Origin of the sequence: Cohnella cellulosilytica (genome assembly GCF_042431195.1) — a bacterium.
GTDB classification, from domain to species: Bacteria; Bacillota; Bacilli; order Paenibacillales; family Paenibacillaceae; genus Cohnella; species Cohnella cellulosilytica.
The window spans coordinates 381,040-396,270 of sequence record NZ_JBHMDN010000055.1 but is presented as its reverse complement, the minus strand read 5'-3'; the positions used below and the strand labels follow the sequence as shown (position 1 = coordinate 396,270).

Annotated in this window: 13 protein-coding genes; all 13 read right to left on the bottom strand. The window is 59.4% G+C overall.

Annotation, left to right across the window (positions count from 1 at the left end; all coding sequences use genetic code 11):
- Window positions 1–17: 17 nt before the first annotated feature.
- The 13 genes from ACFFT4_RS29870 to ACFFT4_RS29810 all read right to left on the bottom strand — a co-directional run bounded on the left by ACFFT4_RS29870 (window position 18) and on the right by ACFFT4_RS29810 (window position 13,960).
- Window positions 18–1,169, bottom strand: a complete 1,152-nt coding sequence (locus tag ACFFT4_RS29870) for an FtsW/RodA/SpoVE family cell cycle protein (protein WP_378052780.1) — start codon at window positions 1,167–1,169, stop codon at window positions 18–20.
- A 6-nt stretch (window positions 1,170–1,175) separates the two neighbouring features.
- Window positions 1,176–1,970: a septum site-determining protein MinD gene (minD, locus tag ACFFT4_RS29865; RefSeq protein WP_378052779.1), complete on the bottom strand. Its 795-nt coding sequence runs from the start codon at window positions 1,968–1,970 to the stop codon at window positions 1,176–1,178.
- A 5-nt stretch (window positions 1,971–1,975) separates the two neighbouring features.
- The gene (gene minC, locus ACFFT4_RS29860) at window positions 1,976–2,638 is read right to left on the bottom strand and encodes a septum site-determining protein MinC (protein ID WP_378052778.1); all 663 of its coding nucleotides are present in this window, start codon (window positions 2,636–2,638) and stop codon (window positions 1,976–1,978) included.
- Between the two features lie 75 nt (window positions 2,639–2,713).
- Window positions 2,714–3,238 (bottom strand): rod shape-determining protein MreD, encoded by a 525-nt coding sequence (gene mreD, locus ACFFT4_RS29855; RefSeq protein ID WP_378052834.1) that lies wholly within the window; start codon window positions 3,236–3,238, stop codon window positions 2,714–2,716.
- 2 nt (window positions 3,239–3,240) lie between these two features.
- Entirely contained in the window at window positions 3,241–4,110 is an 870-nt protein-coding gene (gene mreC / locus ACFFT4_RS29850; protein ID WP_378052777.1) for a rod shape-determining protein MreC, read from the bottom strand.
- A gap of 21 nt (window positions 4,111–4,131) precedes the next feature.
- Window positions 4,132–5,163, bottom strand: coding sequence for a rod shape-determining protein (locus tag ACFFT4_RS29845; RefSeq protein WP_378052776.1), 1,032 nt, complete (start codon window positions 5,161–5,163; stop codon window positions 4,132–4,134).
- A gap of 89 nt (window positions 5,164–5,252) precedes the next feature.
- Window positions 5,253–5,942, bottom strand: a complete 690-nt coding sequence (gene radC / locus ACFFT4_RS29840; RefSeq protein WP_378052775.1) for a RadC family protein — start codon at window positions 5,940–5,942, stop codon at window positions 5,253–5,255.
- Between the two features lie 52 nt (window positions 5,943–5,994).
- The gene (locus ACFFT4_RS29835; RefSeq protein ID WP_378052774.1) at window positions 5,995–6,606 is read right to left on the bottom strand and encodes a Maf family protein; all 612 of its coding nucleotides are present in this window, start codon (window positions 6,604–6,606) and stop codon (window positions 5,995–5,997) included.
- A 21-nt stretch (window positions 6,607–6,627) separates the two neighbouring features.
- Entirely contained in the window at window positions 6,628–6,870 is a 243-nt protein-coding gene (locus tag ACFFT4_RS29830; RefSeq protein WP_378052773.1) for a DUF4321 domain-containing protein, read from the bottom strand.
- A gap of 205 nt (window positions 6,871–7,075) precedes the next feature.
- The gene (locus tag ACFFT4_RS29825; RefSeq protein WP_378052772.1) at window positions 7,076–8,386 is read right to left on the bottom strand and encodes an SPOR domain-containing protein; all 1,311 of its coding nucleotides are present in this window, start codon (window positions 8,384–8,386) and stop codon (window positions 7,076–7,078) included.
- A gap of 107 nt (window positions 8,387–8,493) precedes the next feature.
- The gene (murC, locus tag ACFFT4_RS29820; RefSeq protein ID WP_378052833.1) at window positions 8,494–9,882 is read right to left on the bottom strand and encodes a UDP-N-acetylmuramate--L-alanine ligase; all 1,389 of its coding nucleotides are present in this window, start codon (window positions 9,880–9,882) and stop codon (window positions 8,494–8,496) included.
- Window positions 9,883–9,889: 7 nt separating this feature from the next.
- Window positions 9,890–11,275: a bifunctional folylpolyglutamate synthase/dihydrofolate synthase gene (locus tag ACFFT4_RS29815; RefSeq protein ID WP_378052771.1), complete on the bottom strand. Its 1,386-nt coding sequence runs from the start codon at window positions 11,273–11,275 to the stop codon at window positions 9,890–9,892.
- An 18-nt stretch (window positions 11,276–11,293) separates the two neighbouring features.
- Window positions 11,294–13,960, bottom strand: a complete 2,667-nt coding sequence (locus ACFFT4_RS29810; RefSeq protein ID WP_378052770.1) for a valine--tRNA ligase — start codon at window positions 13,958–13,960, stop codon at window positions 11,294–11,296.
- Window positions 13,961–15,231 lie beyond the last annotated feature (1,271 nt).

Below are 15,231 nucleotides of genomic sequence, written 5' to 3'. Positions count from 1 at the left end.
TCTGTTCCGATATTTCGTTACTGATCCAACGGAAACTTCTCTTGATGCGCCTTGATGCTGAAGACGAGTCCGATCGACAGCATGTTCAGCAGCAGCGACGTGCCGCCATAGCTGACGAACGGCAGCGTAATGCCCGTAATCGGCATAATGCCGAGCATCATTCCGATGTTCTGGAAAATCTGGAACACCAGCATCGTCGCGATGCCGATAATGACGAACGACCCTCGTCGGTCGTAACACTGGTACGCGATCAAGATCATCCGGTAGATGAACAGGAAGTAGAGCAGCAGCAGCAGCGCCGAGCCTTGAAAGCCGAACTCCTCGCCGATGACGACGAAGATGGAATCCGAATAGGTATACGGGATGAATTTGCGATTTTTGGATTCGCCTTGCAGGTAGCCGTCTCCGGCCAGCCCTCCGGACCCGATCGCGATCATCGCGTATTCGGACTGGCGCCTGGCGTCGGCCGACGCCTCCTCCGGATGGATGTACGTATTGATTCTCTCGTACCAGTGCCCCAGCTTGCGGTCGTTCAAATAAGATTCGATCTCGGTATTATAGGAATTGAACAGCGTAACGAACAGCACCAGGCCGCCCACTACGACCATCAGTCCGATCATGACGTAGGAATATCGAACGTTGCCGATCCAGAGCATGCCGAGCACGATGAAAATGTAGATGATCGCATTGCCCAGATCCGGCTGGAGCATAACGAGCAGAAAGGGAACGAAGGAGAATGCCGCGACAGTCATGACGTCGGTCCGCATTCTTAGAGGATCGCCCTGCCGTCTTCCCATGATGGCCGCAATCCCGATAATGAGGAACAGCTTCATGATCTCCGCCGGCTGAAACGAGAACGAGCCGAACTCGAACCAGCTGCGCGCGCCGTTCTTCGGCTCTACCAGCACGAAGATCAGCAGGAGCATGACAATTCCGATCGCATACCAGACATACCACGTCTTCAGGATCAGCCGATAGTCGACCAAGGTGGACAGCACGATGACGACAAACCCTGCAGCGTAGAAAACCAGCGTCTGAATGTCGAGATTCTGATAAGCCGGGAGCGGATTGTTATAGGTCGCGCTGCGGATGGTAAAAAAACTGATCCCCATGAACGCCATGAGAATCGCCAGCATCATCCAGTCCATTTTTTTCAATCGGTTAAGCAAGCCCGATCATCCCATTCCAAGAAACTTCTTTACTTTGCTGAATACGCCCGACTTCTCGTCCAGATGAGACAGGGGGACCGTTTCTCCCAAAATGCGTCTGGCGATGTTGCGATAAGCGATCGCCGCGCGGGAATTCGCGTTTAATACGGTAGGTTCCCCGGAATGCGCCGCCTTGATGACCGTCTCGTCGTCCGGCACGATGCCCAGCAGATCGATCGCGAGCACTTGGCAGATGTCGTTCACCTCAAGCATATCCCCGCTGCGAACGAGCCCCGGGCGAATGCGATTGATGACCAGCTTCGGAGAAGGAAAATTGCTCTTCTCCAGCAAGCCGATGACGCGATCCGCATCGCGGACGGCGGCATTCTCCGGCGTCGTCACGACGATCGCCTGAGATGCGCCCGCGATGGCGTTGCGAAAGCCCTGCTCGATACCGGCGGGGCAATCGATAATAATGTAGTCGAAATCCGGCTTCAGACTCTCGACGATCTGCCGAACCTGCTCCGGAGAAATGTCGTTCTTGTCCTTCGTCTGCGCCGCGGGAAGCATATACAGCTCATCGAAGCGCTTGTCCTTGATCAATGCCTGATTGACCCGGCAGCGCCCCTCGGCCACGTCGATCAGATCGTATACGATCCGATTTTCGAGCCCCATGACCACGTCCAGATTGCGCAGCCCGATGTCGGTATCCAACATGCACACCTTCTGGCCCATAATCGCCAGGGCGGTGCCCAGATTCGCCGACGTCGTCGTTTTGCCGACTCCGCCTTTGCCCGATGTGACAACGATCGCTTCTCCCATGATCTCTACACTCCTTTGAACAGCATAACTTCTTTGCGCTGGCGCCCGAGGCTGGTCAGCTTGTCGATGGACATCGTTCCTTCGCGCAGAAACGCATACTCCATCCACGGCTCCGAGGACGTCCATTCGTCCGGAGGCCGGCTGATCACGTCGGCGATGCGCAGCTGGGTCGGTCTCATGAGCGAAGCGGCGATGATCGCCTCCTCGTTGCCCAGGGTTCCCGCGTGCACGGTTCCTCTGAGCGCGCCCAGCACGTACACGTCCCCGCTGCAGCGAATCGTGCCGCCCGGATTGACGTCGCCGATCAGAAGCAGATGCCCGTCGTATTCGACCGTCTGGCCGGATCTGACCATGCCGGTCATCGTGTGCAGCAACGGGACCGGCTTCTCGGCCGGATCGACCTCCGGCGAATCGCTCTCGATCGATTGAATGAGCAGATTGCCTTGCTTGCGGAAAACCGCTTTGATCCGCTCCTTGTCCTCTTCGCTTAGTTGCCTTGCTCCAAGCTTTATGAAAATATGCACGATAGGCCCGTTGAACTGTTGGCCGTGCTTATCCAATTTCGCGTTTAATTCGTCCAGCAGCTCGACGAAATCGCACCGGTCGTCCAGCAGGAAGACCAATCCTTCCTTGACGCCCTTAATCGTAATGATAGATTTGCCCGTCACGATGCCCGCTCCTCCCTACGCTATTGAAATTCGGCTTCGCGAAGCGGAATTCCTGCCTGCCGGGTAAACAACGTCCTATTCCGGATTGTCTTCTCCCGGAGACAGCGAAGCCTTGACCAAGTAGCGGCGTACCGGAACGTACAGCAGCAGCGCGATCAGAAGCTGCAGGAGCGCGGTCGGCGCCACCTGCCAATAAAACACGTGCGCGAACGGCAATTCGGTCAGCCGGAACAGGTTGTAGATCGAGTACACGATGGAATCGAGCAGCGCTCCGAAGACAAGAACGGCCCACGAGAACAGGCTGATCGTATAGCTCTTGTACTCCGACAGCAGGCCTGCAAGGTATCCGATCAATCCCATTCCGAAGCCGTAAGGCCCGATCAGATGCCCGTAGGATAACATGTCCTGAAGAAGTCCGAAGCCGAGACCGAACAGGAACGCGGGATGACGTCCCGCATAGCCGGCCACGAAGATCGTAAGAATGAACGTCAGATGGGGCAGCAGCCTGTCGCTCCAGCCCGGCGGAATCAGCCAGGGCACGATCGCGTTCTCCGCGATCACGAGTACAAGCCCGAGCAGAATCGCCCAGTTGATGCGCATGGTCACGGCTCATCCACCTCTGGCACAACGATGATGAACACGTCTCTGAGATGCTCGAACTTGGCCGCCGGCTCGATCGCCGCGGTATACGTCAATCCGAAATCGCCGACCTGGCTCGTTCTGACCGTGCCGATAATGATCCCTTTGGGGAACAAGCTGCCCAACCCGGAGGTAATGACCGTGTCGCCGTCCGCGGGCTTGTCTTTTTCCTCGATTTTGGACATGAGCAGCGTTTTGGTTTCTTCGTCGTATTCGATAATTCCGAAAGAGTCCGGCTTGCTTAAAAAGGTCGCGGATACGGGAGTGCCTTTGGACGAGCTCGGGTCCAGGTTCGTGATCAACGTTACGGTGGACGTAAAATTTTTAACTTTGCTGACCAGCCCGACCAGCCCGTCGGACGTGCGAACGGCCATATCCGGCTTGATCCCGTTTTTGCTGCCAAGGTTGACCGTAATCGTCTTCTCGTACGGATTGGAGGTGCTGCCGACGACTTGAGCGGCCAGATAGCGGTAGTTGTCCATGTTCTTCTGGCGCTCCGTGAAGCCAAGCAGCTCCTCCAGCTCCTTGTTTCTGGCTTCGAGCATATTGAACCTGATTTGGTCCTGGGTATACTGGGCGACCGTCTGGCGGAATTGCTCGTTCTCCTTGTAGACATCGGAAAGCCGGCCGAGGTCGTGGAAGAAATCCGCGACCGCCCCGACCGGCCGGTAGAGCACTCCTTGCACAGCCCCGAAAGCGTCGTTGACGAATTTCTCCGGCCAGGTCAGCCGGGTCCGGCCTAACGTAAATCCCATGAGGGCGATAAACACGATCAGCCCGATCATGAGAATAAACAAACGCTTATTGCGCATCAAGCGAAAGATCGCGCTCACCTGCTTTCCCGTCCTGTGAATTTAGCGGCCGGACCGGGACCCTCCGCCCTTGGACCGGAACAGATGGATGTTCTCGAGCGCGCGTCCGGTTCCGATCGCCACGCAGTCGAGGGGATTTTCGGCCACCAGAACGGGCATGCCCGTCTCGCGGGCGAGCATCTTGTCCAAATTGCGAAGCAGCGCTCCGCCGCCGGTCAATACGATGCCGCGGTCCATAATATCCGCGGACAGCTCCGGAGGACACTTCTCCAGCGTTGCCTTGACCGCCTCGATGATCGAGTTGACCGTGTCGGACAACGCTTCCGTGATCTCGTCCGAAGTGATCGCAAGCGTCTTCGGCAGTCCCGACACGAGGTCGCGGCCGCGAATTTCGATCGATTCGACCTTGTCAAGCGGCATGGCGGAGCCGATCTCCATCTTGAGCTGTTCGGACGTTCTCTCGCCGATCATCAGATTGTACAGGCGCTTGATATACGCGATGATCGCGTCGTCCATCTCGTCGCCCGCAATGCGGATCGACTTGCTCGTGACGATGCCGCCGAGCGAGATGACGGCCACTTCCGTCGTGCCGCCGCCGATGTCGACGACCATGCTTCCGGTCGGCTCCCATACCGGCAAGTCCGCGCCGATCGCCGCGGCGAAGGGCTCTTCGATAATATGGGCCTCTCGGGCTCCGGCCTGCTTCGTGGCGTCTTCCACCGCGCGCTTCTCCACGGCCGTAATGCCGGAAGGAACGCATACCATCACGTCGGGATGGCGCGGGAACATCGCGCGCGGCTTCTGCGCCTTGCGGATGAAATACTTGATCATCGTCGCCGTCGTCTCGAAATCCGCGATGACTCCGTCCTTCATCGGACGAATGGCCACGATATTGCCGGGCGTGCGTCCGATCATTTTCTTCGCGTCGGAGCCTACCGCTTCGATTCTCTTTGTATCGGTACGCAGAGCAACCACGGACGGCTCCCTGACTACTATTCCTTTGCCCTTTATATACACCAGCGTATTTGCGGTTCCAAGATCGATGCCCAGATCCCGCGTAAATCCTCCAACCATTCTGCTACCTCCTGCTATGACCGCGACTGCTAAGTTGACGCTTTAATTCGGGCTGCGTTCCAGTCGTCGGGACAATCTTTCTTATTATATTATATGCAGCCCATCTCCTTCAAACTAATAAAGCGGCTGTCACCGATTACCAAATGGTCGAGAAGCTCGATGCCCAGCAATTGGCCCGCTTCCGCCAGCCGCTTCGTCAATTGAAGGTCTTCCGCGCTCGGCGTCGGATCGCCGCTGGGGTGATTGTGCGCGCAAAGGATCGATGCGCTGCTGCGCCTGATGGCCGCCTTGAACACTTCTCTCGGATGAACGATGGACGCGTTCAGGCTGCCGATCGATAACGTCTGACGGCCGATGACGTGATTTTTCGTGTTCAGAAACAAGCAGACGAAATGCTCCTCCCGATAATGCCGCATTTCCTCCATGAGCAGATCGGCGGCGTCCTGCGGGCAGGTGATCTTGACCGTCTCCGGGAGCTTCGAGCGGGCGACCCTCCGGCCGAGCTCGATGGAAGCCTGCAGCTGCAGCGCTTTGGCCGGGCCGATTCCGCGGATGTGGACCAAATCCTCCCAGCCGCTCTCCGCCAGCTTGCGCAGCCCGCCGCTTTCGTTCAGAATGCGCTGGGCCAGATGCACGGCGGACTCGTTCGAGGTTCCCGTCCGCAGCAGAATCGCCAGCAGCTCGGCATGGCTTAACGCCTCCGCGCCGTGCCGCTGCATCCGCTCCCTCGGACGTTCTCCGGAGGGAAGGTCTCTCAGGCGAAACGATCTTTGTTCCATGGGATAACCCGCTTTCGTTATGCCGCGTCGGCCGCGGAATTGGCTTCGTCATTCAAGGAATCGTAATCTCGAATTGCTCCAGCAGCACGGCGAGGAGGGACACCGGCAAGCCGACGACGTTGAAATAGTCGCCTTCGATCGACTCGACGAGCACGGAGCCGATCTCTTGAATGCCGTACGCTCCCGCCTTATCCATCGGCTCGCCCGTTGCGACGTAACGGGAGATTTGCTCCGCGGACAGCGGCCTCATCCGGACCTTCGTTACCCGGTGGGATGTCGCCGTCCTGCCGTCGGAGAGCCGCACGCAGGACACGCCGGTGTACACCTCGTGAACGTTGCCGGCGAGCTGCCGAAGCATGCGTTCGGCGTCTTGCCTGTCTCTAGGTTTTCCCATAATCTGACCGTTCAGCACGACGATCGTGTCGCTGCCCACGATAATAGACGATTCATCCGCCGCTTCGGTTAGCTCTTTTTCGACCGCGAGCGCTTTGCGCCTGCTCAGCTCCTCGACGATCCTGCTTGGAGACCACTCCGCCGGCGTGCGTTCGTCCGCTCCGCTCGGAATGATCCGCACAGGCAAGCCGAGCAACGAGATCAATTCCTGCCTGCGCGGAGAGGAAGAAGCCAACACGAGAGAAGTTCTGGCGCGCGTCACGGAGGACATTCCTTTCAGCTTCCTTTCGAATTACATTTTGCGGTACAGCCAGATCGCGACCGCCGCTCCGATTACGCTAAGCAAGGTGAGCCGGATTTCCAGATTCAGGTTGAATCGGATCACCGCCAAATCCGCGGCCGGCGACCAACTCACCTCCAGCGCGCGCGTCAAAAACGAGAGCCCCGGAACCTCTTTCAGCCAATTGGCGAGCAATGCGCCGGCCAGCAGTCCGAGAAAGAGAAACAGCAGCAGAATCCATCCGTTTTTCTTCATTTTTCCCCGTCTCCCACCATTTTTTGACACCCGTCCTTCCATTATACGTCCCCCGGACAACTCGCACAACGGATAAAACGAAAGACAGCCTCAGCGATGCAGGCTGTCCCGTTCTAAAGTCCCTGTGCCGCCCCCGATCGACTGAAGGTTGTCCTGGAACAGGGGACCTGCGCACGCCTGCCCGCGCGGTTTCAGTCCGGGCGCGCTACTCTCCCTGCTGCAGCAGCGCGCGCAGACGATGGTCCGCGAGCAGCGCGGTCATCGCCGCCGTCTGCATGTTCCACAGCTGCTTCCGGGAAGGCTCGCGCACATACTCGGCCATCGCCGTCTCTCCGGCTTTCAAGGCTTGCGCAATGGCTCCCGCTTCGTTCGCGGCGTCGCCTCCAAATGTCGCTTCGCCGGCGGACGCCTTCCGCCAACGCTCCTGCGCCGCCTGCCAGTCGGCGAGCCGCTTGTCGCCGAGCGCGGCGGGCTGCCGCTCCTGCAGGCCGGCTCCCGACACCTCGACAAGCTGGCGAATCATCCCCGCCGACGCCTCGACCAGCTCCGCCGCTTCGCTCGTCAGCCTTCCCTGGCCGACTTGCAGCGCCGGTCCATCGACCGGTTTGATATACACTTCCAGCCCGGCCATCTGCGAGGCCAGCAGCTCGGCCTCCTCCTTCGTCATCGTAGCCGCCGCGTATACGCGGTAGCCTTCGTTCGTCTCCGTTCCCCAGGAGTACCCTTTATCCTTAAGCTGGCTTACGGCGACCTCCATGCTCTCCTCGCTGCGGAACACGCCGTATTGCAGCAGGTAAAACCGGTTCGCCGCAACTTCGGCCGTCGTCGGCAAGGCACCCTCGCCGCTGCTCGTCTTCGCGGCCGCGGGCGTTTCCCCGGCCTTCGCGCCGTCGGCGCCGGCCGGTTCGGCTCCGTCCGACCCTGCGGAGGCCTGCACCGCCCGCGCCGGCGATTCGGCGGCCGTCTGGCCGGGAAACAGCGGTTCGCCCGTGAACAGGCCGAGCACCATATAACCGAACAGCACGCCCGTCGCGATGGCGCCGGCAACGGACAAGACGACTCTTCCCCACGACGGCCCGCGCTCCCGGACGATTTCCGTTGTCGTAATCGAATCGTACCAGCCGTTGTCGGCGCCGAATTTTCCCGAGTCGACGAAGCTTTCCCTGTTCCGATCCGCCGCTTCGCCGCCTCCGTCCTTCAGCCATTCCTGCATCGTGATGTCTTCCAGGCCGCCGCGATCGCTTTTCGGCTTCCGACGAGAGGCGAAGGACGTCTCCGACAGCAGCGGCCGTTCCTGCGAATCCTGCTTTCGAATGATTTCTTCCAGCGCGCGAATATCGTCCTGGTAGGGGCTGTCCCACGCTTCGAAAGTCGCCGGCGCGGCAGGGGGCTCCTCCTGTTTCGGGGGCGTAATATCTATCGGCTCGTTCCGACGGGCCGCGGGCGTCTCGACCGCTTTGGATTTGGGCTTGACCGGCGGCTCGAAACGGATGGTCATTCTGGCATTGGATGGCATGCGGCGTCTCTCCTTGTCCCTTTAATCTATGAAATAGAATATGAGAGACAAAAGAGAAATATGAACAAAAAACCGCCCGGGAGCCATTGTCCCCGGACGGTTGTCGATTATTCGGTTTCGCGTTCCTTGAGCAGACGGGACAGCTCGACGGCCGTCTTCCAGATGTCGCCGGCCCCCATCGTCAGCACGAGATCGCCCGGCGAGACCTTCCCGGCGAGAATGTCCCGCACCTCTTCCTTCGTCGGAACGTACGCCACGTTGGAATTGCTGTTCTCCGCGATCATCTCGACCAGCTTGCGCGAATTGACTCCTTCGATTCGCTGCTCGCCGGCAGGGGAATAGATGTCGGTAATGAACACCTCGTCGGCGTCCGCGAACGCCCTGCTGAACGCGTCCAGCAGGAAATACGTCCGCGTGTACCGCTGGGGCTGGAAGACGGCGATAATCCGCTTGCCGGTCGCCTTCGCGGCCTGGATTGTCGCCTGGATCTCCGTCGGGTGATGGGCGTAGTCGTCAATGACCAGCATGTCCTTCACTTCGCCAAGCACTTGAAACCGGCGCTTGGCGCCGCGGAACTCCCGGATCGCTTCCGCGATCGCCGGGAACGGCGCTCCCGCCTCCAGGCACACGATTACGGTAGCCAAAGCGTTATACACGTTATGGCGTCCCGGCACGGACAGCGATACGGGGCCCAGCTTCCGGTCGCGATGGTAGACGGTAAACGAGACGCAGCGGTCGCCGAGCTCGATGTCCGTCGCCCGGTATTCCGCGTCGTCCGCTTCCGCTCCGTACGTGATCACGTGCCTGTCTTTTACCTGGGGCAGCAGCTCCCGGATATTCTCGTCGTCCGCGCAGACGACCGCGCAGCCGTCCGGCTTGACGTTGCGCAGGAACGAGACGTAAGCGGCCTTCAGCTTATTGAAGTCGCCGTCGTAGTTTTCCAAATGATCGGCTTCGATGTTCGTCACGATGCCGATTGCCGACTCGTACTGCAGGAACGAGCCGTCGCTCTCGTCCGCCTCCGCCACGACGAACTTGCCCTTGCCCGCTTTCGCGTTCGTGCCGACGTTCACGATCTCTCCGCCGATAATATAGGTCGGATCGAGACCGCAGTTTTCCATGACGAGGGCGATCATCGATGAGGTGGTCGTCTTCCCGTGGGCGCCCGCAACCGCAATGCCCGTACGGGCGTTGAGAAGACGGGCCAGCATCTGGGCCCGGTGCAGAATGGGAATATTGAGCTGCTCCGCTTCCTGACGCTCGACGTTGTCCCTCGACAGCGCCGTCGAATAGACGACGAGGTCGGCTCCCCTGACGTTCCCCGGTTCATGGCCGATATAGATTTGCGCGCCTTTGGCGGCCAGCTTGTCAGTCAGCTCCTGGCTCGCCACATCGGAGCCCGACACTTGATAGCCCATCTCCAGCATCACCCGGGCGATGGCGCTCATGCCGTAGCCGCCGATACCGATAAAATGCACATGCTCTGCGGTCCGCAACAACGCTTCACCAGCCTTTTTCAGATTTCGTTCCTTGGAGCAGCCATGAACGGACGTCCGCGATCAGGTACAGCGTACCGGTCACCACGTTCAGCGTATTCCCGTCTCCGGCGGACGACGAAGCTCCCGACAGCAATTCCAGCGCGCGCCGCCAATCCGGTTCGACGATCACGTTCGGGGACCGTCCAAGCTCGGCCCCTACCCGCCGGGCAACGGCCGCAAGCTCGGAGGCGTTCATTTTTTTATGAAAATCGGGTTCCGTAACCACAAGCGTATCCACCAATGGTAGTATATGCCTCAACGAATGCTCATGATTCTTATTCGGCATCATCGCCAGCATGACATTTAAACGATCGTATGCGTATAGGTTCCGCAATGCCCGGACCAGCGCCTCCATCCCTTCGGGATTGTGCGCTCCGTCGATCAGAATCCGCGGGTCGCGGGACACCATTTCCAGCCGACCGGGCCACTTCGTCTCCCGCAGCCCCGCCTCAAGATGCTCGTCGTCGACGATCAGCGCGTAATATTGGCGAAGAACCTCAAGCGTCATCACCGCCGTCGCCGCGTTCGCGAGCTGGTGCTCCCCGTTCAGCGTAATCGTCAGCGAAGGAATCGCCCGGAACGGACTGCGGAAGGAAAAGCTTTGCTCGTCCTCGGCTATCGCAAGCGGCTGATAGGAGAACTGCTCTCCCGCCCTGTACACGGTCGCCTGCCGCAAGCCGGCGGTCTCTTCGACAATCTGCACGACTTCCGGCTGGGCGACCGCCGTAACGACGGGAACGCCCGATTTGACGATGCCCGCCTTCTCCCGGGCGATATCGGCGAGCGTCGGACCGAGCACGTCCATATGATCGTGACCGACGTTCGTGATGACGCTGACGACCGGAGTGACGATATTCGTCACGTCCAGACGGCCTCCCAGGCCGGTTTCCCAGACGACATAGTCGGGGAACGCTACTGTGCCGTAGTAGAGCAGCGCCAAGGCGGTCGTCACCTCGAACATCGAGGGCGAGCCGAGCTCGGTCGCCGCCAGCTCATCCGCCGCCGGCTTCAGCCGGTTCGCAAGCCGCACAAGATCCTCTTCCCCGATGTCCTGTCCGTTATATTGCAGGCGGTTGGAGTAAGAGGTGAGATACGGGGACGTAAACGTCCCCACATCGTATCCGCTCTTCAGCAGCACGCTCGTCAAGTAGGCGCATACCGAGCCCTTGCCGTTCGTGCCCGCCACGTGGATGAATTTCAGACGGCGCTCCGGGTGGCCGAAGCGTTCCAGCAGCAGCCCGATCCGTTCCAGTCCCGGCCGGATGCCGAAGGCGGTCAGCCCGGTAATCCACGCCATCGCCTCCTTCGCGGTGCGGAAGGCGGCCTCCTCGGCCTGTATGTCATTCGTCATGTTTCCCTGCGCCTCCCGTCATCCTTGCAGCTCCGCGATTCTCGCCAGCACTTTGTCCCGCTTGTCGCGATAATCCTGCCCCTTGGCCCGCTCCTGCTCGACGACGTGCGCCGGCGCTTTGGCGATATAGCCTTCGTTGGACAGCTTCTTCTCGACGCGCTGCACTTCCGCGTTCAGGTTGTCGAGCTCCTTGTTCAGGCGGGCGATCTCCTGCGCGATGTCGATCAGTCCGGCCAACGGCAGGTACAGCTCCGCTCCCGTCACGATCGCCGTCATCGCCTTGTCCGGAGGCGTCAGTCCGCGGTCGAGCGTGTAAGCGGACGTATTGCAGAACCGCTGGACGTAAATCTCGTTCCGCGAGAAAATCGCTTCCTCCGCCTCGCCCGTCGGCTTCAGCAGCAGCTCGACCTTCTTGCCCGGCGATACGTTCACTTCGGCGCGAATGTTGCGCACGGCGCGGATCGCCTCCATCAGCAGCTCCATCTCCTTGACGGAGCCCGGCGCTTCGAATTCCGGGCGGTATTCCGGCCATGCCGCCAGCATGATCGTCTCGCCCGGCTCGTGCGGCAGATGCTGCCAGATTTCCTCGGACAAGTACGGCATGAACGGGTGCAGCAGACGCAAGGTGCGATCCAGCACATAGGCCAGCACCGACTGCGTGCTGCGCTTGGCCTCTGCATTTTCGCCGTAGAGCGTAAGCTTGGAAAATTCGATGTACCAATCGCACAGATCGTCCCAGATGAAATTGTACAGCAGACGTCCGGTTTCCCCGAACTCGTAGCCTTCCATCAAGCGGGTAATGTCCCGCGCGGTCTCGTTGAACCGGTGCAAAATCCAGCGGTCCGCCGTCGACAGCTCGCCGCCAAGGTCGATCCGGTCGTTCGTGAAGCCTTCCAGGTTCATCAGCGCGAACCGCGAAGCGTTCCAGATCTTGTTCGCGAAGTTGCGCGCCTGCTCGACCCGCTCGAAGCGGAAGCGCAAGTCCTGCCCCGGCGTGCTGCCGGTGGAAATCATAAAGCGCATCGCGTCCGCGCCGTACTTCTCGATGACCTCGAGCGGATCGACGCCGTTGCCGAGCGACTTGGACATTTTGCGGCCTTCGGCGTCGCGGACGAGTCCGTGAATGAGCACGTCCTTGAACGGAATGCGATCCGTAAACTCCAGCGCGGTGAAAATCATCCGGGCGACCCAGAAGTAGATGATGTCGTAGCCGGTCACGAGTACGGCGGTCGGGTAGTAGCGCTTGAAATCTTCGCTTTCCTCCGGCCAGCCAAGCGTGGAGAACGGCCACAGCGCCGAGCTGAACCATGTATCCAGCACGTCGTTGTCCTGCTTCCACGGCGAACCGGGCTGCTCCGCGCCCTCCGGCGCTTCCATGCCGACGTAAATCTCGCCGGTCGTCTCGTGGTACCAGGCCGGAATGCGGTGTCCCCACCAGAGCTGACGGGAAATGCACCAGTCACGTACGTTCTCGATCCAGTGCAGATAAATTTTCTCGAACCTGTCCGGCACGAAGTTGACGCCCTCTCCCGACTTCTGGGAGGCGATCGCCTTCTCGGCGAGCGGCTTCATGCTGACGAACCATTGCGTCGACAAGTACGGCTCGACGACGGCGCCGGAGCGCTCGCTATGGCCGACCTGGTGCACGTGGTCTTCGATGTCGATGCAGACGCCCTGCTCCTGCAGATCCTTGACGATCGCCTTGCGGCATTCGGCGCGATCCATGCCTTCGTACGGACCGGCGAACTCGTTCATCTTGCCGCCTTCGTCCATGACCGTAATTTGCGGCAGATCGTGCCTTCCGCCGACCTCGAAGTCGTTCGGGTCGTGCGCCGGCGTAATCTTGACCGCGCCGCTGCCGAATTCCTTGTCGACGTATTCGTCGCCGATAATCGGAATTTCGCGGTTTACGATCGGGAGCAGGATGGTGCGGCCGATCAGGTGCTTATAGCGCTCGTCTTCCGGGTGAACGGCGACGGCGGTATCCCCGAGCATCGTCTCCGGCCGCGTCGTGGCGACCGTGATCGATCCGCTTCCGTCGGCGAGCGGGTAGCGAAGATGATACAGATGGCCGTTGACTTCCTTATACTCGACCTCGATATCGGACAGCGCGGTGCGCGCCGCCGGGTCCCAGTTGATAATCCGCTTGCCGCGGTAGATCAACCCTTTGTCGTACAGGCGCACGAACACTTCGCGCACCGCCTTCGACAAGCCTTCGTCCAGCGTAAACCGCTCGCGCGAGTAGTCGAGGCTGAGCCCCATTTTCGACCATTGGTCGCGGATCGTTCCGGCATACAGCTCTTTCCACTCCCACACCTTCTCCAGGAACGCTTCGCGTCCCAGATCGTAGCGGCTCTTGCCTTCTTCGCGGAGCTTCTGCTCCACCTTCGTCTGGGTGGCGATACCGGCATGGTCGGTGCCCGGCAGCCAGAGGGCGTCGAAGCCTTGCATCCGCTTGAAGCGGATCAAAATATCCTGCAGCGTAAAATCGAGCGCATGCCCGATATGCAGCATTCCGGTGACGTTCGGCGGCGGAATGACGATGGTGTATTTGGGAGCGTCGGGACGACGTCCGGCTTGGAAGTACCCGCTCTTCAGCCAATGGTCGTACCATTTGCGCTCGGCGCTCGTCGGGTCGTAGGTCGTCGGCATTTCGACGTTCGGGCTTTTCGTGGATTCGGACATGTGTGGCACTACCTCCATAGAGACATCGATTCGCGGTTAACTTGCGGCTCCGCGTCGGCTTTGCAGCTTCGGCGAGCCGTCCGGGCAAAAAAGCCTTCGGCATCCTCAGACGCCGGGCAGCTTTTGCGGGGACGATACAGGTCATGCTCAACGCGGACTATCGAATCTGTATCGTAAAAAAACAAAAACCTCCCGTCGCAAAGGACGAAAGGTTAACTTCCGTGGTACCACCTTCGTTCCGTACGGACCGATCAAACGGGACCGTAACGGCACTCGACGCAAAGTAACGGTTGCTACCGTCCCGCTCTACTCGCTCCCGACGGATATGCCGGGCTTCGAACCGGGAAACTCCAGGGCGACTCGCAGCAGCGCATTCCCGCGGAACCTCTCAGCGCTGACATAGCAGCGGTCCCGCTCTCTGACGGACGATCTGACTACTCTTCCCTATCCTCGTTATTGTAACTTATTTTACCTTTCCCCCGGAATAGAGTCAATACAGGCGCTTTAGAAGCAATTTGGGCGGGCTGAGTTGGGATTTGGGGAAAATCTGGATTGGTGGGCTTAGCAGTATCTTAGGAGTCTTGGGGGGCATTGGTGGGCTTAGCGGTATCTTAAGGGGCTCGGGAGGGCATTGGTCGGCTTAGTGGGAGCTTGGGGGGCTTGGGAGGGCATTGGTTGGCTTAGTGGGAGCTTGGGGGCTCGGAACATTGGTGAACTTAAAAGTAGCTTAGGGAGTTTCTCGGAGGGGTTGCTCGGATTAGCGGTGGACTTTGGAGTTTCTCGTGAGGCATTGGGTGCCACATTGGAGCTTTGAGCGGGTTTTGAGCAATTAAAATCAATATTAGTGAGGTGAGTCGATCATCCGAGGAGTAACCTGCAGTTGGCGATAGCGATAACCGATTCTTTAGAACATTAGTCGCCAAAATGCCGATTTCCCCGGGATGATAACCGATTCCTTAGAACATCCGACGCCAAAATGCCGATTTCCCCGGGACGATAACCGATTCTTTAGAACATCTGACGCCCAAACGCCGATTTCCCCGGGACGATAACCGATTCCTTAGAACATCGGACGCCAAATCGCCGATTTCCCGGGTCAGATAACCGATTCCTTAGAACATCGGACGCCAAAACGCCAATTTCCCGGGTCAGATAACCGATTCCTTAGAACATTGGACGCCAAATCGCCGATTTCCCGGGCCAGATAACCGATTCCTTAGAACATCGTACGGCGCTGTCTGCACAGCAAACAGCGCCGTCCTTTTTACCAT

What these genes read in the sequence shown, in the direction of transcription:
- minD (WP_378052779.1), bottom strand. Translation starts at nt 1,970, where the DNA reads ATGGGAGAAGCGATCGTTGTCACATCGGGCAAAGGCGGAGTCGGCAAA.
- mreD (WP_378052834.1), bottom strand. Translation starts at nt 3,238, where the DNA reads ATGCGCATCAACTGGGCGATTCTGCTCGGGCTTGTACTCGTGATCGCG.
- ACFFT4_RS29845 (WP_378052776.1), bottom strand. Translation starts at nt 5,163, where the DNA reads ATGGTTGGAGGATTTACGCGGGATCTGGGCATCGATCTTGGAACCGCA.
- radC (WP_378052775.1), bottom strand. Translation starts at nt 5,942, where the DNA reads ATGGAACAAAGATCGTTTCGCCTGAGAGACCTTCCCTCCGGAGAACGT.
- ACFFT4_RS29835 (WP_378052774.1), bottom strand. Translation starts at nt 6,606, where the DNA reads ATGTCCTCCGTGACGCGCGCCAGAACTTCTCTCGTGTTGGCTTCTTCC.
- ACFFT4_RS29830 (WP_378052773.1), bottom strand. Translation starts at nt 6,870, where the DNA reads ATGAAGAAAAACGGATGGATTCTGCTGCTGTTTCTCTTTCTCGGACTG.
- ACFFT4_RS29825 (WP_378052772.1), bottom strand. Translation starts at nt 8,386, where the DNA reads ATGCCATCCAATGCCAGAATGACCATCCGTTTCGAGCCGCCGGTCAAG.
- ACFFT4_RS29815 (WP_378052771.1), bottom strand. Translation starts at nt 11,275, where the DNA reads ATGACGAATGACATACAGGCCGAGGAGGCCGCCTTCCGCACCGCGAAG.
- ACFFT4_RS29810 (WP_378052770.1), bottom strand. Translation starts at nt 13,960, where the DNA reads ATGTCCGAATCCACGAAAAGCCCGAACGTCGAAATGCCGACGACCTAC.